We start from the raw sequence: 19,916 nt of genomic DNA on the forward strand, positions 1-19,916 counted from the left end.
CAGTATTCAAAGATGCAAGCGCTAGTAGCAGCATAACAAAGCCGGAAGGCTTCCGTAGGGTCGATTATGTGTGCTGCATGGGTTCGGCAATTCATCGGAGTTTTCCTCGGGTGGCTCTCCGTATCGTACGGGGGGATGGTGTATATTGATCTCTGGAACCCGTTGTTGTATTACTTGCTCAGTTACGCTGGCTTCCTGTTTGCAGTCGAGTTGAGTAATCCAGACGGTGTTAGACCGAAGAATCACAAGCGACTGCGCTGGATTTCTATGAGCGGGTTTGTTGTGTTCGTATACGGAGTCGTTTCGTGGGTACAGGCAGTCATATCAACCGGGGCTGCGTGAGTCAGACAAATGAATACACTGCTTACTCATGCAGGATCCTTATACTAATATCTTGAAAGAAACTGCTTCTTCATAGAAAGAATCTCATGGTATCTGTCAGCGTTGTTATTGCAACACTGAAATCACGCGATAGAATTGAGGCGATACAATGCCTCGAAGACGACTCGTTCGACGACTTCGAGGTCATCGTGTGTGACGACAGTCCGGTTACGAAAGCTCGAAATGAGGGAATACGGCGAGCGAAATCAAACAAGATCGTATTTCTCGACGATGATTCTCGACCCCAGCAGGGCTATCTCCGGAGAGCTAACAAAGTCCTCGAAACGGAGGCGGCCTACGCAGGTCGAACTGTCCATCCGCCCGATGATATGTTCGCACGCCACTTCACCAACCACTACGACTGGGGCACTGAGCCCTGCTACGTCAACCACTTCTGGGGCTGCAATATGGGCATTCACAGAAGTGTTTTCGAGACCGTCGGTGGCTGGGACGAGCAAATGGGGTGGGGCCACGAAGAAAAAGAGCTTGCGAGACGGGTCAGAGGATCGTTTGATATCCGATACGAACCCGAGCTCGTCGTCAAGCATCCGTACGCGTCGTCGATTGCGGAATATTGGAAAAAGCAGTATAAGCTCGAAACCAAGAGCCCGTACTACTGGTCTGAGTGCAACATCTCGCGGGCGGAGCAACTCAAGAAGATCTTCTGTGATGGGATTGACCCGTTGAATTACGTCAGGAAAACCCCACTAGCTGCTGTCACAGAGGCGGGCAGTACCGTTGCAAAAACTGCGGGGCGTATGAGAGGGCTCTTGCACGACGCTACCCACGGAACGCATCCCAGCGATATTCCCGATATAAGAGGGGCCCCTGAAACAACATCGGAGTTTTCAGATTGACGTGGATTGAAGTATCACACGGTCCACCTAACCCAGGGTTCTTCTCTGGCTTCAGAATGGCTTTCATCCGGAGTTCGGCGACAATACGGGACAGTTAGCCGCCAAAACCTTGCTCACCGTAGCCGTCCTCGCCGTAGCCTCGGTAGAACAGTTCCCGTTCGAAGATGACTGCAACTCCAAAGGAGAGTGCAGTACCGAGCAGGGCTAACACTGTTCGTCGCGTGGGCTGTTTCGATACCGACGACGTGGGTTCTTCGGCTGAAGACATCAGTACAGTGTGCCGTTCCCCCGCGATACTGTATCGCCACTTCGACGACGACTGTCTCGGGCCATGCTTGTCAGGAATCCAAAGACGGAGAGCGTTTTAGTAGACAGTTCATACCGGCACCTGTGCCGACATTGGTCCCATCAGTCTGTAGGTGGCTAAATACAGCTAGCTACTTGGGATCGCCCCAAAAGGAAACACTAGTCGGATCACAACCGATATTTGTCGATCAGGGAAGGGATTGTGCGTGGCTCCTGAAAACGAAATCCTGACTCCTCTTAAGACAAGCCAAGCCGATATCGGATTACAGTAGAAGTCATTAAGAGTTATATAATACACTGTTGACGCCCTAAAACCGCAGTAGATAGCTGCTTGCAGCCTCTGTTATCGAGAGAACGAAACTGTCAATTGTCCCGCCTCGATAGTGACAACACTCCAACTGGTCAGTGGTGACAGCCGAAGTGAATCAGTACGAGGTTACTACTATTGAGGCTACTACTCCACCCATCCATCGATGACTTACACTGTCGCAGTCATTGGGACCGGTGCAGATCCGGACGACCCGGATACTGACGGGTTCGCAATGGCATACAGACACGCCGGCGCGTACAGGCGATTGGATTCGTGTGAACTCACTGCCTGTGCCGATGTCGTTCCGGAGAACGCGAAAAACTTCGGTGAACGGTGGGATCTCCCGGAAGGGAACGTCTTTACAGACACGGAAAAAATGCTGTCGGCCATCGAACCTGATATTGTCAGCATCTGTGTGCCCCCACATATTCACGCGCCCGTGGTTATGACGTGTGCTGAGAGCGGTGTCATGGACGCGATCCACTGCGAGAAACCGATGGCGACGAGATGGGAGGACTGCCAGCAGATGGCATCGGCCTGTAAGCGGGCCGGTATCCAACTCACGTTCAACCACCAGCGACGGTTTGGAAAGCCGTTCCGGAAGGCCAAGTCGATGCTTGAAAAGGGGAAAATTGGGTCCCTAGAGCGTATCGAACTCGGCGGGAAGAATCTGTTCGATTATGGTTCGCATCTGTTTGATCTCTGTGGATACTTCACTGACCAGGCGATGTCGAAATGGGTGATGGCTGGGATCGAGTACAGCCAGGAGAACGTCCAGTTCGGCGCCCATAACGAAAACCAGGCCATCGCACAATGGCGGTACACGAACGGTGTCAATGGGCTCGCCTCAACGGGAGACGGCGGAATTGTCGATTGCCATATGCGGCTGCTCGGTACAGATGGGATAATCGAAATCGGCGGAGAAGTGCCGCTGCGGATCCGGACCGGCAAAAAATGGAAGACAATCGACACGGACGGAGAAGACGTACACGGGCCGGGAGAGACCATCATCGACGCGGCAAAACAAAAGATCAGTGCTCGAATACCGGGATCCTCTGTCGAAAATGCCAGACCCGAGACCTATATCGACCGGGCCATAGCGGACACCGTCGACGCACTTTCGACGGAGCGTGAACCGGAACTCTCTGCTGCCAATGCGCTGCAGGCCACCGAGCTTATCTTCGGGTGCTGGGAGTCAGCCCGGCGGTGTGGTCGGGTCGATTTCCCACTGGAGATCGAGGACAATCCGCTAGAGTCGATGGTCGAAAACGGCCAACTGCTCAGTTCTAAAAATCAATAAGGCCCAGTTCAGCCCTGTCAGAGATGGTCCCAGCCGAATGGTCCGATTGTCCACAGGTTACACCGCCCATAACAAACAGATGGTATCCAAAGTATGTAGCAACGGCCAGTCTATGCAGAAACAGCGATATCGAATACGAAGTCGGAACACCGTCCTGAGGTGGACTAACCGGCACGATGCTGTGACTCTCTATCCACACGCACCGGAGGACGGGCGACGATGTTAGACAAGCTGAAGGAGCTGATAAAGCGACTCCTCCCGGCCAGTGATAATGTCATGGAGCAGGCCGTCAAGAGTGGCGTGTGGGTCGGTGTGATGAACGTCACGGAGCGGGGGCTAGAGCTGTTGTTGCTCGTCATCGTTGCCTCCCTGTTGTCCCCACGTGCCTTCGGATTGATGGGGATCGCACTACTGATGCTCTCGTCGCTCAAGAAGCTCTCCGAACTTGGAATCAAAGCCGCCCTGATACAGGCAGAGGAGGATAACGTCGACGAGGAACTCAACACTGCCTGGACGATTGAAACGGCCAGAGGGACCGTGATCGGCCTGATCCTGTTCCTCGGAGCCCCGTTTATTGCCTCAGCCTTCAATCAACCGGCCGCGACTGACCTGTTTCGGGTCATTGCACTCTCGCCGTTCATTGTCGGGTTACGGAACCCCGCTGTCGTCTATTTCCAGAAGAGTCTGGACTTCCACAAAGAGTTCGTGTACAGAGTGAGTGGCGCAGTTGCGTACTTCGTCGTCACTCTGGGTGTGGCCCTGTATGATCCAACGGTCTATGCCCTGGCAATTGGGTATATCGCCGGTGACGCAGCCCGGTTCATCGTCTCATACATAGCGGACGGCTACCGGCCGTGGCCCTCGTTCGATCTCGATATCGCGAAAAAGCGATTCAGTTTCGGAAAGTGGGTCACGGCGAACTCGATCCTGTATTTCCTGTACAGTAGAGGGGACGACTGGTTCGTCGGCTGGGCACTCATGGCAAGCGCACTGGGGTTCTACCAGCTTGCCTATCGGCTCTCGAACGCGCCGGCAACCGAAATCACCCAGACGATTTCCAGTGTGACGTTTTCGGCGTATTCGAAGGTACAGAACGACGTGGAGAAGCTCCGCTCCGGGTACTTCCAGACGCTCAGGATGACGACGCTGGCTTCGTTCCCAGCGGCAATGGGCATCGCAGCAATCGCGCCCGCGTTCGTTGAGGCGTTTTTCACCCCCGCATGGCAGCCGATGATACCAGTGATGCAACTGTTGGCTATCTACGGGCTATTGCGCTCGATGGGGGCGACAATGGGGCCCGTCTGGAAAGCAGTCGGGCGGCCTGACTATATTGCGAAGCTCTCAACGCTACGAGTGATCCTCATCGCGATATTCATCTACCCGGTCACGATGATGTACGGAATCGAAGGGACCTCAGCGCTCATTACCGGTATCTACATATTCCCGATGATGCCGATAGACACCTATCTCATCGCTCGGACCGTCGAATCATCCCCGATTCGAGTCCTCAGAGAAGTCTCGTATCCGTTCATCGCAAGTCTCGGGATGGCAGCAGCCGTAACCTACGTGTATCAGACAGTAGCTCTCAATGCACCGATACTGGAGTTTATCCTGCTGATACTCGTGGGCATCGGGGTCTACGTAGCGCTCGCACTGGCCCTCATGTTCAGTTTCGATTGGGAAGTAAAGCAGAACCTGGAGTCGATATTCGATGCACTCGCGTGATCAAAATGAGACAGCGAACGTCCAGACAGAGGAGAAGACAGCAATGAAACGGCGAACAGTGCTTGCCGGCATCCTCCCGTTGTTACAGAGCGGGCAGTGGTTAGATCGATTGCTGCTGGTCAATCAGGGTGAAGTGATCGAGAAGCGGTTGCTCGGTATCACTGACGAGGGGACGACTGAAATCGCCGTACTCGACAGCGACGGACCGACCGTCTCGAACGAACACGAGGAACTGCTCGGTCAGGCACCAGGAGAGATCACAACAGAGACTGCAAACTCTCTGCGTGAAACGTACGACGATCTCCGCTTTCACACGACGGTCAGCCATCACGGCACTAGTCTCAACATCTTTGGCCGGACTGGGACGATAGAATACCAAACATCGAGAGCACTCTACAGTGGGATGGCTGTCGGAGATCACATGTCGTTCCAGACATCTCTTCTGGAGAGGGACACAATCATATCACTATCGTGTATCACAAGCGAGAGAGAGTCCCTCCAACGCCGGTGCCCGGTCGGAGTCGAAGACCCGACTGCGGAGCGATAGCGGCCAGTCGAACAGTATGGGTCGTTCGACACGTTGCAATGAGACAGCCCAGAAGCAGCACGGCGTAGCCGATTACTGAGATGATTGATAACGTTCCCCAGGAATCAGTGCCGAGAATACAGCCGAATATGAACCGATTTATCGGGCACAGAAACCGCCAACGAACGGCCTTAATACCTTGGCTCCGGGAATGACTGGTCAACGGCTAGTTGTATCGAAATACGGTAAATCCCTTCTAGAAGGACAGTATAGACCGGAATGGGACGGTTGCTTTTCTCAATAATTGTTACCTACCAGCAGTTGAATGTAGTAATACGTCCATACTTATCGCAGGTCAAATTAGATGATTGTCATTTTTAAAAGTGAGTTTCAGAGTATCTCTGGTATGCAAAAAACAGCTCTTGGGAAGCAAGCCAGCTGAAAAAGAGCCAATTCGTAACAACGGATAAAATAGTAAATAGGGATTAACGCAGTGTGACCAACAAAGAACAGAATCGCTCGCACGACAGTAATGAGGTGTCGCGGGATGATAGTAACGCGACGGGAACGACCGTCGTAGACCGCCGCACATGCATGAAACTGGCAGGTGTCGCCGCTGCTTCCCTCGCAGGTTGCACCGGTAAAGGCGGTCCTACTACAGGTGGATCGGCAGCAAAATTCGGATACGGTGGTGAGCCGCCAGTGACGGCACAGCTCACTGCAGTCGATGTGTCGAAGGTGGCCGAGGACACGAGCTTGTTGAATTCGGTCAGCAGTCTCAGTATCGACTCCTCGCTCTCGACGACACTATCCGCAGGTTCGTCTGATCTCTTCGCGTTCAAGCCCGATGGCGAAGACGTGACGGTCAAGTTTACGCCTGACTCTGAGACAGGTGCCACTGCACTGGGGTTATTCAACCCCGACGGTGAGCTACTATCGCAGGCGTACGCGAGTTCGACTGCCCCGGTGTTTCTCCCCGAATCCGTCGACGCTGGTAGCACACACTACCTACAGGTCATGGATGTCAGTCGAACCGGTGGCGATTACGCACTGAGCGTTTCGACGGACAGCACAACCCAATCCCAGTCACCGTATGAAGGGACAGTCAAATCAATCCCCGGCCGGATTCAGGCGCAGAATTTCGATATCGGTGGCGAAGGTGAGGCCTACCACGACACGTCCAGCGGGAACATCTACGGCTCCCAAGCCCGAGATACGGATGTCGACATCCGACCAACTGAAGACAAGTCCGGGAAGTACAATGTCGGCTACTTCCAGGCAGGAGAATGGCTTGAATACACGGCGACTGTCTCACCCGGGACCTACGATATCAGGGTTCGAGTCGCGTCAGCACTCTCGAACGGACAACTCGAACTGTCACTCGGAGACCGCACGCTCGCAACCGTCGACATCCCCAACACCGGCGACTGGACCTCCTGGGAGACGGTCAGGATCGCGGATATTGAAATCGAAACCGAGGAACAATCGACGCTTCGTGTCGAAGCGCTGGATTCCGGCGTGGAATTCAACTGGCTCGAATTCGAGCGAGTCGATACACAGCAGCAGCCGTACAATGGGACTCCCGCGAAGATTCCCGGGCGCATCGAGGCACAGAACTACGACAAAGGTGGCGAGGGAATCTCGTACTCCGATACAACCGCCGGCAACGAGTACGACACCAGTTACCGTGACTCCGATGTCGATATCCGAAAGACCCAGGACGCCTCCGGGGAGTACAACATCGGCTACTTCGATGACGGCGAATGGCTCGAATACACAGCCGATGTCTCGCCGGGCCAGTACGACCTCAAGGTCCGTGTCGCGACGACTCGAGACAATAGACAACTCCGGATCTCACTCGGTGACCGAGAGCTAGGCACGCTCGACGTTCCCAATACCGGTGGTTGGGCCACCTGGGAGACAGCAACGCTGGAGGACGTGAGCATCGATGCAGACGGACAGCGGGTCCTCCGAATTGAAGCCCTCGGTTCCGGAATCGACTTCAACTGGGCCGAGTTCACTGCCACCAACACCGGGAACCAGCCGTTCAACGAGATACCGACGCTCCCGGGCCGGGTTCAGGCCCAGGATTACGATCTCGGTGGTGAGGGAGTGTCGTACCACGACACTACCGGCGGAAGTGAGTACGGTCTGGACTATCGTGACTCCGATGTCGATATCCGAGAGACGCAAGACGCCTCCGGAGAGTACAACATCGGCTACTTCGATGACGGCGAATGGCTCGAATACACCGCCGATATCTCGGCCGGCACCTACGATATCGACGTTCGCGTCGCGACAACCAGAGACAACAGACAGCTACAGGTGTTTCTCGACGGCCAAGCAATCGGGACCGTCGATGTCCCGAACACCGGTGGCTGGACCACCTGGGAGACAGCAACGCTCCCGGACGTAACGGTCGAATCCGGTGGCGAACATATCATACAGGTCAAAGCGGTCGGCTCCGGAATCGACTTCAACTGGTTCGAGTTCCGGGAATCTGACGGGACGCAGACGCCGACTGAAACCGAGACACCGACCGAAACCGAGACGCCGACAGAAACTGCGACACCGACTGAGACAGAGACGCCAACGGAAACGGCGACACCGACCGAAACTGCGACACCGACCGAGACGGGAACTGACGACTTCGGCAGCGAAGGCTACGGCATGGGTGGGTACGGAGGTACCCAGTAATACAGACCAATGGCAGAACGATACAACACGCCCGCGGAGGGCACGCTCGATTGGCACGTACCGCTTAACGAGAACTTCGAGAAGCTCGACAGTCACGTCGAGCTCCGGGACGCTGAATCCAACCTCAGCCAGTACGACCCGAAAACGGGATCGAAATTCCTCGCAACCGACACCGGAACGGTGTACATCGGCGACGGCAGCAACTGGAACCGCGTCGGGAGCCTCAGTGCGTCCGACGATTCGGTTTCCGAGGCCGACGACGGGACGCTCATTGCACCGCCAGGAGACGTGCAGTCCGTAATCGATCAGGCGTCGAAATCCCACACCTGGGCACAGGGCCCGAGCCGAACTGTGAGGCTCGTTTCCGGAGAGAACTACTTCCCGTCAGACACGATCAAGCTACGGCGGAACGTCCGACTCGAATGCAACGGGGCTCGAATCGTTCCCGACGGTGACTTCGACGTTATCGAGATGTACCGCGGGACGGAGCTCGTCGACCCGTTCATCGACACACGACCGGTCGGCTGGAGTTCGACGCAAGTCGTCGTTGGTGCGCCGGACGCAGACAAGATCGAACCGGCCAACCGCGCCACCGTCGAGGACGCGTACCTCATGGGTGACAAAGGCGAAGGGATCGGCCTGCAGTTCCGCGGCGGGTCGCGACCGTGCTCGATGCAGGTCGCGAGCGGCAATATCTCCGGGTTCGATATCGCGATCGACTGTTACGCCAGCGGCAGCGACACTTCCGGCCAGGGCGACTGGTCCAACGGGAACCGCTTCTCCGGCACCATCACCGACTTCCGCATCGGTGTCAACCACCGTTCCGAAGGAGCCGAGGTGTCCGGCAACGTGTTCAACCTCATGGTCCAGCCGTCGAGCGACGTGAGCGAATGGCTCTGGTACATGGAAGACGACCCGCGCTCGGAAAGCGAGCGCGGTGACAACTCCTACGTCAAGGGCAGCAACACGATGGTCGTCTATCCGTGGGACACCGCCCTGTTCAAGGAGAATAATTCCTACCACGAGGGTGGAGACCGCCGCGCCCCGATCTGGTATCTCGGAAAGGGGAAAAACTACGCGAACTCGCTGGTCGATCAGTCCGGGACACTGGGGAACCAGTTCATCGTCAACAACTCCGATTACCCCGACCGGAACGGCATCTTCACCTATCACGGCGGCCAGGTGACCGGAACGAGCCAGTTCTTCCACCCACCGTCCTATCAGCCAAACAGCGACAGCCGCATGTGGCACGACGGGTCGATCAACTAAGGGCTATTCCGCTCACTTTCCGCTTTACTGTGTCGAAAACTCTGCTGTTCTGAGTTAGTACACGCCACAGGCACAGGTCAGCACGTTCACTATCTCAGAGTTCGCCATCCACTGCGAGTCCGGCGTTACCGAACGTGTCCCACCGCAGCCGGTTCTGGTCCGCCCACCGCTCGAAGGACGGATTCCACGCGATGTCGTCGCAAAAGTACAGGCAGTCTCCGACGCTATTCGCGACCATGTCGAAGGTTCGCTTCCGCTCGGAATACCGCTTGGGGCCGTCATAGACAAACGCGTCTACATCGCCGGAGTACAGTTCGTTCGGGAGCAGGTCGCTCATGTTCCCGATCTGAACGTCCCACCGGTCCCGATACTCGTCCGGGACGATCCAGCCGACCTCGCGTCCCGACGGGATCCACGCCCCGGCGTTTGCATCCCACTCGCCCGTGTGGTCGTCCTCGTACTTCGGGAGGTCGATACTGGTCAGCGTCCCGGTATTGTCGTTTGCCTCTAACGCGGAGAGGATATAGTACGACGAAACACCGTTTGCGACCCCGACCTCGACGACGCGTTCCGGTTGAAAAATACGGAGCGCAGCGTACAGAATCGGTGCCTCGACTTCGATGCCACCGATCTCGAAGGGCTTGTTCTCGAACTCGGTCCGGCAGTCATCGACATGCGGTTTAATGTCTGCTGAGAATTCGTCGACGTACGTACGGAGTGACTGCACGGGAGTCCCCAGAACGGCAGCCAGCGTTTCTAAACTGGTTATATCGTTGAACTCTCGATGCAAACGCTGCACCCGCGTATCCGGGTCGGGATACCTGTGTCTGACTGAGCGGAGGTAATGAAAGACCTCACTCGGGTCTCGGACTCCGGTGGCAATCATACGCGGGGAGACCATCCGTTTCAGTAGTTTCCGCATCTGTATATGTGCTTAATCAGATGGTAAATACAAAGTAATAGAAGAACTAATCAACGGTCTGTAAATTTATTATTTATGCTAATAAATAGTACTCTATCTCTGTAATTAATAGGGGCTGGGTGCGTCAAATACCGTATCCGAAGCAGCGTCACTGGTCCGGACGGTGTCCGTAGTGAGCGACTTCTCAGGAGTTTCGTGACCTGTAATGCCAGTTTCGACTCTCGTTTCGCTGATATGCTGGGTCAGTTTCGAAGTCCGTCGTTCCCGAAACGAAACTCCCGTGAGCTGTGAAGATACCATTCCGGTCGGGCGTATCCGAATTGTTTACCAGGTACTGATTTCCGTAGATGCCGCTGAGATCATACAGCGAATTCCCGTACCGCTTCCCACGACCCATAAACCAGAATGGGGCACCACGATCACCATCGGAGTAGTACTCGTTGGTAGCCTCATAGGCAGCGGTGTCCCAGGGATGTACAATGACAGTGTTCCCGTTCATCACGTAGTTGTTGTCATCGCGGGACTCCCGCGGATCCCGGTCCATCTTCCAGAGCCACTCACTCACATCCCCGGTCTGTGCCTGCACCCGGACTGAGTTGCCGCTGACTTCCGCCCCCTCCGAACGCATGCTGACACCGATGCGGAAGTCCTGCATTCTGCCCCAGAACTGGTTCCCGTTGGACCAGTCGCCCTGGCCATCCGTATTGTTCCCAGTTGCGTAGAAATCCAGTGCTCGGTCGAACCCGTTGAGCGTCCCGCTGGCGACCTGGATCGAGCAGGGAGCAGAGCCGCCGCGGAATTGCAGGCCGATACCGCTCCCGGGATCACCGTGGAGATAGGCGTTTTTGACCCACGCGCGGTTTCTGGTATCTAGCTTGTTTACGTCCTCCGGACCGAGAACGACTTGCACCGAACTCCAGTCCATGTCGCGGGTGTCGACGAACGGGTCGACGAGCTGCGTGTCCCGGTCGAGTTCAAAAACGTTGAAGTCGCCGGTCGGCACGACTCTCGCCCCGTTGCATTCGAGTCGCACGCCGCGTTGGAGGCGTATCGTGTCCTCAATGTCGTATTGCTCCCCCGAAACCATCCGTACCGTCTGTACTGGACGCTCTCCAAACTCCGACCCCGTAGCGGCAGCGTCAATAACCGACTGGAGCTGCCCGGGTTCCGCGACGAACGTCCCGTCGCTCATCCGCGTGGCTGTCCCCTCGGCTTCATCGAGCGCGACTGCCGACGCGCTGCCCGCTACACTGCCGAACTCCTGCCACTGCTCGCCGTCACCCATGAAAATACGACGCGTATCGGTTGCGAGAAACCTCGCGCCGGCTTTCGGTTCGTACTCCCCCATGTTCTCGGCAGCGTCTTTGATTTCGACATCGGTATCGATACGGGCGAAGTTCTCGTTGAGCGGGACGTGCCAATCTTGTGCCCCGCGGTCCGGGCGTTGATAATTATGATTCGCGGTGTCCTCGGCCATGTACAGTAGTTCCCATCAGCCTAGTAAAATATACTGTCGCTACTGACTCAGTGGGGCCGTCTCGGAGATTACCCGGGTCCTTCGTTTAGGTAAACGCTCTTTTCTTTTGAGTTCGTGGACATGCGTCGGTACACGGCCTCGAAGCCGTCGACCATGGCGTCAACAGTAAACTGATCCGCTGCCCGGTCGGTTGCTGTCGCACCGAGATCCGCCGCGAAATCGGGGTGATTCGCTAGCCGGATCGTTGCCCAGGCGAGTTGCTGTGGCGACCGAACATCGACGAACAGACCGGATTGATAGTTCTCTATGAGATCGCTGTTGCCGTCGACCGGCGTCGCGACAATGGGCAGACCGGCTGCCATCGCTTCGATGACTGCCCCGGGAAGCCCTTCGAAGTGCGACGGGAAGACAAAGAGGTCCATGGCGTTGAGCAGCGACGGAACATCGTCCCGGGTCCCGAGGAAATGGACCGAATCCGAACAGTCCAGCTCTTCGATACGCCGTTCGAGGTCCTGACGTGCGGGGCCATCGCCAACGAACACCAGATGTGCATCCGGGACCGCTGTTGCAATCGTGACCCAGGCCTCCAGTAAGTCGAAGTGGCCCTTCCGTTCGAGAAGGCGACCGACCGTTCCAATAACAGTCGCATCCGCGGGAATATCCAGTTCCTCGTGTAAGGCCGCTGGCGTTGCAGAGCGGTACGTGTCTACGTTTCGGCCGTTGTACACCACTGCAACGTCGTCCTGCGAAGCTCCACGCTCGATAACGAACTCCCGTCCAGCCGTCGAGTTCGAGACGATTGCATCCGATAACGGCAGTGTCACCTTATCGATGAGACGACGAACGAGTGGTTCCGAGTCTGGAACAGATCGGACCCCGGTGATAACCCTCGCCGAACAGGTGAGACCAGCTATGCGAGAGATAACGTTGCCATAGAAGAGAAACGACTGGATGATATCCGGGTCTTCGCGCCAGGCAGCGAAGCAGAACCGAAGCGGCGCGATGACGTACGCCAGTGGTGTCTCGACGCCCCCTATCGTTCCGTTTTCGAACTGGCCGGCGTCGGTCAAACAGCGTACCGTCACCGCCGAATCGAGCTCCGATTCGAGCGGATTCGTCGAGAAAATTGTCCAGATAGTCACGTCATACTCGTCGTGATCGAGGCCATTCACCAGATCGACGAGAGTACGCTCAGCACCTCCGATGACCAGCGCACCGATGAAGTACCAGAGCGTGGTCACGGCGACATCACCGTCCACGGTGTCGAAGCGGTAGTACACGATGCCCTGGAAATATCGTCCCGAGGACACTCAGAGACTTGCGATTCAGTACTCACCATGCTGCCAGATAGCTGGGTATCGGATCCCATTGTAAGTCAACTTCTACTGTATGATATGGTCTATCACTCTGTACATGCCAGTACGAATCAGTCATTCGGTTATCGTCCCATCGGAGCGACCGTGCATCGTTCGGGCGAGATATCGCGCTGGTTCGTAGCTCAGTCGGCCACCAAAGGCAACGAGCGCGTAGATCACCCGGTCAGCGTCAAATGGATAGTAGTAGACGGACTTCAACAGTTGTTTCCTGGCATCGCTGTAGAACCGATTCCGGAGGGCGTCCTGTCCGAGAATGAACAGGAGCGATGCCAGAAACAGCCGCTCGTATTTGCGGCCGTAGCTTCTGGCGAGATCTCGATGTTTCTCGACCAGTAGCGGAAAGGAAACGTCCCGCTTTTCGGTGTAGTTGTTGCTGATCCGCTCCTCGTCTTCCGGGCAATGCCGTCGCGTCAGCAGCTCCTGTATGACCCGAAACTCCGTGTGTTGGGAGAGGCGAATGAGCCACTCGCGGTCCTGCCAGCTCGGGAATCGCTCGTCGGGCAACCCTGCTGCCTCGATGACATCACGTCGAACCATCAGCGTCGAGAACTCGCCGAAGGATTTCCCCACGAAGAGGTCTTCAGCCACGGTCCCCTCACAGGTGAATATGACTTCGCGCGTGTAGGAGCCGTAATCGTACTCACAGCCAGTATATACGACACCGACGCTGTCGTCGGACCGCTGGAACACGTCAACCTGTTTGCTGATCTTTTTCGGCTGCCAGTCGTCATCGTCATCGAGGAGGGCAATGTACTCCCCGTCGGCCTCGCTGATTCCGGTGTTTCGGGCCTCGTTCGCGCCACGGTTTTCCTCGTGGCGAATACAGACGAGATTGAGGCCATCGAAAGAATCACCCGACAGCGTGTCGCTGGCTGGTTGTGGTGAGTGGTCGTCGACGACGATGAGTTCGATGTTCGGATAGGTCTGTTCGGCGACGCTCCGTGTGGCGCGCCTGAGCTTGTCCGGTCGTTTGTACGTCGGAATGACGACACTTACCAGCGGTTGCGACATGGGGTTGTCATCGGGATTAGCGATACCGGAGTAAAGTTAGTGCCTCACTATGCGCCGCCATACACAGTGGGGATCAGTTATCGGGTGAGACCGACCAGCCACTGAAACCACCGTTGGTGTACACCTTGTTGGCGGTCGGGTCGTTGTGGAACCGTGCGAGGCTGTCCTCGCCGTATCTGAACAGATACTCCTGTTGCTGGTCCGTATAGTACGATGCCGTGTGCTGCTCCGTGTCGTGTGTTTTCGTCATGACGTAGCTTCGACCGAACGTATCCGACGCCGTGACATCTGCACTGAAGTACCCGAGGTTCCGTGGGATGTTGTTGTTGAGGTTGATATCCGCCGGGTAGTATCTCGGGCTGTCTTTGCCGAGGACGAACGCCTGCATCTTGTGGGAGGTGTCCATGGCGTGGATCGGAACTCCCTGGTCGTAGTGGGTCGCCATGTAGTGGGTCCCGTCGTATTCGGCGTAGGTCATGTGGTTGTTCGGTTCGTACGCTGCACCCGCGGCTAACACGCCACTCGTTACCAGAAGGATCGCCAGCACAACGGTCATGCCCGAGTATTGCTCGCTCGCACTGTGTATGAGGGCGAGTGCAAGAACGACAGCGGCGAACAGCAGCGAGTAGCGGTTCGCTCGGATAATCCCTTTGACGATGAGATTGCCCAGCAGGAACGTCCCAGCGATAGCGAGACCGGCGGTGAAATGCGTGGTTCCGAGCCCCCAGTCATATCGCTGGCTGCGCCACAGGAACCAGTAGATAGTCACCAGGGTGAACAGCCCCGCGATAGTGAAGTATATCGCCGTGGAGCCATACAGTGTGATGAATTTCTCAGCCAGTTGCGCCGTCGAGAACTCCACAGAACCGGCCTGCTGAAGCTCTCTCGCTGCGGGGGTCGCGTCGTCCTGTGAATTGACGACTTGGATGATCGCTTGTTCTGTCTGACCGAACTTCGTTAGCCACGCAAACAGGAGTGGCAGAAACGCGACGCCGAGTCTCGGGCTGAGCGTCCGGATACGGGTCAGTGAGAGCCGGCTGAACACGCCGGAGTACACCGCAGTCAGCAGTAACAACCCGACCATGAACAGGGTCGTCATCGGGTGCGAGTAGATGACGAACACGCCGATAAGCAGGAACAGTACGAAGTACTCCTTGTCGTTGCTCCGACGGTACAGTTCCGTCAGCGTCAGCAGTACCGGCACGATCATGAACGAGTTCATGGCCGGGTGATTCGAGAGATGGAACGTCGTGTAGATAAGCGGCGTCCCGGCTGCCAGCCCTGCCGCCAGGCTCCCGGACTGTCCGGAAATGGTCCTGACGAGAACGCCGATACCGACGATCTGTATCGTTGTAAACAGCAACGCTGTCAGATACGGGATCGCGTCCAGTGGAACCCCGAGCATCGTCATCTGGGCCATCAGGACGTGTTCACCCGGGTACCAGACGCCCGGAAGTGACCCCGTTGCCAGTATCCCCTTCACATCACCGAAGTGCCGGAGTGCGTCCGCAGTCCCCTGTCCGTAGAACCGGTAGCCGCGTGCCTTCGGCAGGAAAAAGTACATCGCGTAGTTGGCGATGATGAGAGCGAGACCGTGCCGCCAGTATCCTGACCCAGTCGCCGCAGCGGCGATCAACGTCAGTATCCCGCCCCCGAGGACGATGTAGAACAGGTACCAGAACGATTGTGGGACTGCATCAATAAGAGATGTTTCGTACCCTGTTGCCGGCTGTATCGTGAGGAAAACGGCGCTTTCCAGAACGAGGAACCCTGCCAGTATAATTACCAGGTACTCCTGTAGATCCCGGTTTGCAAACTGATAGGTGTCGAAGATTCCCCTATCGATATCTGTCTCGTAGCCCATGTGTTTTAGTTACCGTCGCTCCGTTGTCGACCCATTCCTGCACCTCTCTTACACCGTCCCATTCTTAAGTAATCAGAAACTAACGGTCCAATCCCAGGGAACTGCACGGTCGGTTGCCACGAAGAATCCGAGCAGTTCCGGCCGGCGTACTGATAGCGGCACCCACGTGGAACAGACCAACCACGAGACTCTTTTTATTTGGACCCCATCTCGTCTCGTGCCACTGGAATCTGAGGACTGGACGGCCCCTTGCGTTCTGTCGTCGCTGGTTCGCTGATCTCAGCGACCTGTCCCAGTACGTTCGTCGTTTCCCGAACGGTGTCTGCCCAATCGTAGCGTGTCGTGACGATCCGGCGTCCGTGACTTCCGAGATCGGACAGAAGTTGCTCGTCTTCAACCAGATCGGCGACGGCCGTTGCAAGCCCCTCGATGTCACCGACCTCGACGGTTGCACCGGTCTGCTCGACGATTGTCGCAGTCTGTTCGAGGTTACTGGCAACGACCGGTGTCTCACATGACAGGGCTTCCAAGACGGTTCGCGGGAAGCCCTCGGTCCGACTGGGCAAAACGAACAGGTCAGCCGCTCTGAAGACTGTCGGCATCTCACTGTAAGGGACACGTCCGAGGAAGGTGACGGCATCGTGCAGCCCCCTTTCGGTGACAGTGTTCTCCAGACTGTCACGCATCGGCCCGTCGCCACAGAAGAAGAGCTGTGCGTCCGGGCATCTGTCTCGGATTTCCGCAAACGCCGCCAACACGTCCTGAGGGCGTTTGCCGTCCACGAGCCGACCGACGAAGGTGATTGCGGGACCGGGAGCTGCATCGATCCTCTCGTGTTTCGGCCCCGATGGGGAGAACCGGTCAGTATCGATACCGTTGTTTACGACTGCGATGTCCGCATCAACTCCCAGGTCTCGGAGTTTCGACCGCTCGATGTCCGTGTAACAGAACGTCACGTCGGCCGAGTCGTACGTCCATTTCCCCAGTGTCCGCAGGTGCGCACGCGAGAACCAGAACGGCCCGCGTTGGGAGTTTAAACCGTGACAGGTCACAGCAAGGGGAACGTCCCCCAGCCGACAGTAGGCCGCGGCCACGTTCGATGAGAAGAACAAGTGGGAGTGTGCGTGAACGACATCGTAGTCCGCATTGTTTCGGAGAGTCCCGATCGTGTTCGTGAAGAGTTGATTGCCCAGGATCTCAGCTTTCGGCGGTTGGCGGATGAGCGTGTATCCGTCACGTTCGACGGTCTCGCGCTGGTCCACCTCGCCCGAAACGGTCAACACAGTTACGTCGTGACCGCGTGCGGCCTGGTCACGACTGAGAGCGTGTATATGGTACGGTGCACCACCGACCGTTTCAGGGAAGATATCCTGGGCCACCCGAAGAATACGCATTTGTTCACCCCAACCTTATGCAGAGACAGGTTTAGTTAATAGTCATATTTTCCGAGTAACGGTTTTCTACGCCACAAAATATTCCAACTTGATTGATTTCAGCCAAACGCTAATTCCAGGTGTTTTCAGGTGGGCTGGACGTGGCTGTGCCGTTGTCAAGCTACTGAATGTATGACAGAATATCCGACCGGCTTACAGCGGTTACGCCACCTGTACTGACTGGAGGACTCTCCCAGATCTATCGCGATCATTGACACGAGATGCTGTTTCAGAGCCCTATTGCAGCGTTTTCTCTGGACTGTCGTAGGGACAGCATAAACAAACACCCCCGTACACTGTATTCCGGTAATGGGAAAGACTGGGCCGATAGCCTTCTATGTACCGTCACTGACGGTCGGCGGGGCAGAACGTGTGACGGTTTCCGTCGCGAACGGACTTGCCAAACGGGGCTACGAGGTTGATCTGGTGGTATCGTTCAACGATGGGGCGTTTCGAGCGGAAGTCGACGACCGGGTAACCGTCGTCGACCTGGACACGCCGAAGATACCGGTTCTCGGAATCGGAGCGAGCGTCCCGTGTCTCTCGCGATATCTCTCCATACGGTCACCGGCCATCCTGTTCTCACAGATGACCTACGCCAACGGGATCTATCTGGTCTCACAGCTGGTGGCGAGGTCCGAGACCGTCTCGATCGGGACGATCCACAATACACTCGGCATGCAGGAAGAGACAAAGGAGAAGTTCGTGCAGTTGCTGCAGCGGCGGCTGGCAGGCCAGGCCGATCAGTTCGTCGCTGTCTCGGAGGGGGTCGCAGAGAGCGTGGTCGAAAACGTCGGCGTCGACCGCGAAAAAGTCTCCGTCTTGCACAACCCTGTTCCGGTGCGTGAAGTCCAGCAACAGGCTCGTGAGTCTGTCGACCACCGGTGGCTCGACTCCCCGGAGCACGAGGTTATCTTGGGCGTCGGACGGCTTGAGCGGGCAAAGAACTTCAGTTCGTTCCTCCGGTCCTTCGCGCACCTCCACGAGAGCCGGCCACAGACGAGAGCGATACTTGTCGGAAAGGGATCGAAACGAACGGAACTCGAAGCGTTAGCGACTGAGTTGGGTATCGACGATGTCGTGTCCTTCGCCGGATTCGTCGAGAACCCATACGGCTACATGGGCGGCGCGTCCGTACTCGCGATGTCATCGATCCACGAGGGGCTTCCGACGGTGCTCATCGAAGCGCTCGCCTGTGGCTGTCAAGTCGTGTCAACGGATTGTCCGAGCGGTCCCGCAGAGATACTCGAGAACGGCAAGTATGGTCGTCTCACACCCGTTGGAGACGATAGGGCACTCGCGGAGGCAATCGAGGCAACGCTGGACTCCCCGCTACCTGCGGATCGCCTCATCGAACGGGCAACCGATTTCGCACCCGATGCCGTGATAGACGAGTACGAGGCGTTCGTTCACCAGTACGCCGAGCCTGCCACCAGTGAGCCAGTCGAGTCGACGCCCGACTCACCGACCACGTTGTGAGGCCGAAAAGCACAACGCCACAGTATTATTCGCTTTGGACGACATCGACCCAGATGTGCGTCTCCCGGTAGGCATTGTCGACCGTCGGTTGCGCCGGGACTCCATCCCGGTACAGGAGATACGTCAACCGAAGCCGTTCACCTTCGAGAACTGGCGTGACAGTGTGACTCTGTCGCCACGTTTCACCTGGAGCGGTCGTCTCGGTGTACGTATCGAGGCGCGCTTTTTCGATCACATCTCCCGTAGGCGCTGTTCGGGTGAGTTGGACGACGACGATGTAGTTCGTCTGTTGCTGTTCACGATTCGTGACAGTAAAGTACAGGTCACTCGACTCGCCAAGCGACATCTCGGCGGGATATCCGTCCGCTTGCAACGTCCCATTGTTCTCGGTCAACAGTCCAAATTCGGTGTATGCTTCCCCACGCTGGGGCTGTGCCGCGACGAAGGTAACACTGGCCAAGGTAATCATGAGAGCCACTCCGACAACGATTGAGCCGAGCTGCATGCCGCCACTTGACTGTGTCCGACTGTTCGGACCCGTATTGAACTGCACCGCTGTCTTAGTCGAATCCGACTCCGACACGGTCCGGCGATACAGGGCAACGAGCGTCGACAAAAGCGTCACCGCAGCGAGGATCGATACGACTGGAACCGGTCGGATTGGCCACCCAGTGAAATCCAGATTTACCCCGACGACAACTGCCAGACAGATACTCGCGACCACAGCGTACAAGAGCCGTTCTAAACCGATGAGCCGATGCTGCTGGTGCGTCGACTCCCGGTCCGGGAACAGGGCAGCAATGAGCGCATAGCCCGGCACGAACAGGAGAAACGGGATCGCAACGCCAGCAAGCAACAGTCCGTCAAGCGGTGAGATAGTCGCAGCAAGCGCAATCACTGTGAGTGCAACGACACCAACTAAATCCGAAACCGCTGTCAACGTATCTGACCACCGACCCATGACCGGTACTCACTACTCCAGA

Annotated in this window: 15 protein-coding genes; 7 read left to right on the forward strand and 8 right to left on the reverse strand. The window is 56.7% G+C overall.

The annotated features are described in order from the left end of the window. Positions 1-428: 428 nt before the first annotated feature. A complete protein-coding gene (locus NDI54_RS15965; RefSeq protein WP_310897432.1) occupies positions 429-1,238 on the forward strand; it encodes a glycosyltransferase family 2 protein in 810 nt (269 codons plus the stop codon). 94 nt (positions 1,239-1,332) lie between these two features. On the opposite strand, the gene NDI54_RS15970 is transcribed toward NDI54_RS15965, so the two are convergent. After that, positions 1,333-1,506 (reverse strand): hypothetical protein, encoded by a 174-nt coding sequence (locus tag NDI54_RS15970; RefSeq protein WP_310897433.1) that lies wholly within the window; start codon positions 1,504-1,506, stop codon positions 1,333-1,335. A gap of 511 nt (positions 1,507-2,017) precedes the next feature. On the opposite strand from NDI54_RS15970, the gene NDI54_RS15975 reads away from it, so the two are divergent. The 5 genes from NDI54_RS15975 to NDI54_RS15995 all read left to right on the forward strand — a co-directional run bounded on the left by NDI54_RS15975 (position 2,018) and on the right by NDI54_RS15995 (position 9,371). Further along, positions 2,018-3,154, forward strand: a complete 1,137-nt coding sequence (locus NDI54_RS15975; RefSeq protein WP_310897434.1) for a Gfo/Idh/MocA family protein — start codon at positions 2,018-2,020, stop codon at positions 3,152-3,154. Between the two features lie 219 nt (positions 3,155-3,373). Continuing rightward, a complete protein-coding gene (locus NDI54_RS15980; protein WP_310897435.1) occupies positions 3,374-4,879 on the forward strand; it encodes a lipopolysaccharide biosynthesis protein in 1,506 nt (501 codons plus the stop codon). After that, positions 4,866-5,426, forward strand: coding sequence for a hypothetical protein (locus tag NDI54_RS15985; RefSeq protein WP_310897436.1), 561 nt, complete (start codon positions 4,866-4,868; stop codon positions 5,424-5,426). The genes NDI54_RS15980 and NDI54_RS15985 overlap by 14 nt, the downstream gene beginning before the upstream one ends. Positions 5,427-5,900: 474 nt before the next feature. After that, on the forward strand, positions 5,901-8,102 hold the full coding sequence (locus NDI54_RS15990) for a carbohydrate-binding domain-containing protein (RefSeq protein ID WP_310897437.1): 2,202 nt from the start codon (positions 5,901-5,903) through the stop codon (positions 8,100-8,102). 9 nt (positions 8,103-8,111) lie between these two features. Beyond that, positions 8,112-9,371 carry a hypothetical protein gene (locus NDI54_RS15995; protein WP_310897438.1) on the forward strand — a complete coding sequence of 420 codons (1,260 nt, stop codon included), beginning with the start codon at positions 8,112-8,114 and terminating at the stop codon, positions 9,369-9,371. Between the two features lie 94 nt (positions 9,372-9,465). Here NDI54_RS15995 and NDI54_RS16000 read toward each other — a convergent pair whose 3' ends face one another. The 6 genes from NDI54_RS16000 to NDI54_RS16025 form a co-directional block, all read right to left on the reverse strand. After that, positions 9,466-10,098 carry a class I SAM-dependent methyltransferase gene (locus NDI54_RS16000; RefSeq protein ID WP_310897439.1) on the reverse strand — a complete coding sequence of 211 codons (633 nt, stop codon included), beginning with the start codon at positions 10,096-10,098 and terminating at the stop codon, positions 9,466-9,468. Positions 10,099-10,477: 379 nt separating this feature from the next. Next, positions 10,478-11,770, reverse strand: a complete 1,293-nt coding sequence (locus NDI54_RS16005) for a hypothetical protein (protein WP_310897440.1) — start codon at positions 11,768-11,770, stop codon at positions 10,478-10,480. A 68-nt stretch (positions 11,771-11,838) separates the two neighbouring features. Then, on the reverse strand, positions 11,839-13,080 hold the full coding sequence (locus NDI54_RS16010; protein ID WP_310897441.1) for a glycosyltransferase: 1,242 nt from the start codon (positions 13,078-13,080) through the stop codon (positions 11,839-11,841). Between the two features lie 120 nt (positions 13,081-13,200). Next, the gene (locus tag NDI54_RS16015) at positions 13,201-14,157 is read right to left on the reverse strand and encodes a glycosyltransferase family 2 protein (RefSeq protein WP_310897442.1); all 957 of its coding nucleotides are present in this window, start codon (positions 14,155-14,157) and stop codon (positions 13,201-13,203) included. Between the two features lie 73 nt (positions 14,158-14,230). Further along, entirely contained in the window at positions 14,231-16,021 is a 1,791-nt protein-coding gene (locus tag NDI54_RS16020) for a hypothetical protein (RefSeq protein WP_310897443.1), read from the reverse strand. 194 nt (positions 16,022-16,215) lie between these two features. Then, positions 16,216-17,415, reverse strand: coding sequence for a glycosyltransferase family 4 protein (locus NDI54_RS16025; protein WP_310897444.1), 1,200 nt, complete (start codon positions 17,413-17,415; stop codon positions 16,216-16,218). Between the two features lie 348 nt (positions 17,416-17,763). Between NDI54_RS16025 and NDI54_RS16030 the strand changes: the two genes are divergently transcribed. Further along, positions 17,764-18,933: a glycosyltransferase gene (locus NDI54_RS16030; protein WP_310897445.1), complete on the forward strand. Its 1,170-nt coding sequence runs from the start codon at positions 17,764-17,766 to the stop codon at positions 18,931-18,933. A gap of 25 nt (positions 18,934-18,958) precedes the next feature. On the opposite strand, the gene NDI54_RS16035 is transcribed toward NDI54_RS16030, so the two are convergent. Beyond that, positions 18,959-19,894 (reverse strand): DUF1616 domain-containing protein, encoded by a 936-nt coding sequence (locus NDI54_RS16035; protein WP_310897446.1) that lies wholly within the window; start codon positions 19,892-19,894, stop codon positions 18,959-18,961. Positions 19,895-19,916 lie beyond the last annotated feature (22 nt).

It is taken from the genome of Haloarcula terrestris (assembly GCF_031624315.1).
GTDB lineage: Archaea > Halobacteriota > Halobacteria > Halobacteriales > Haloarculaceae > Haloarcula > Haloarcula terrestris.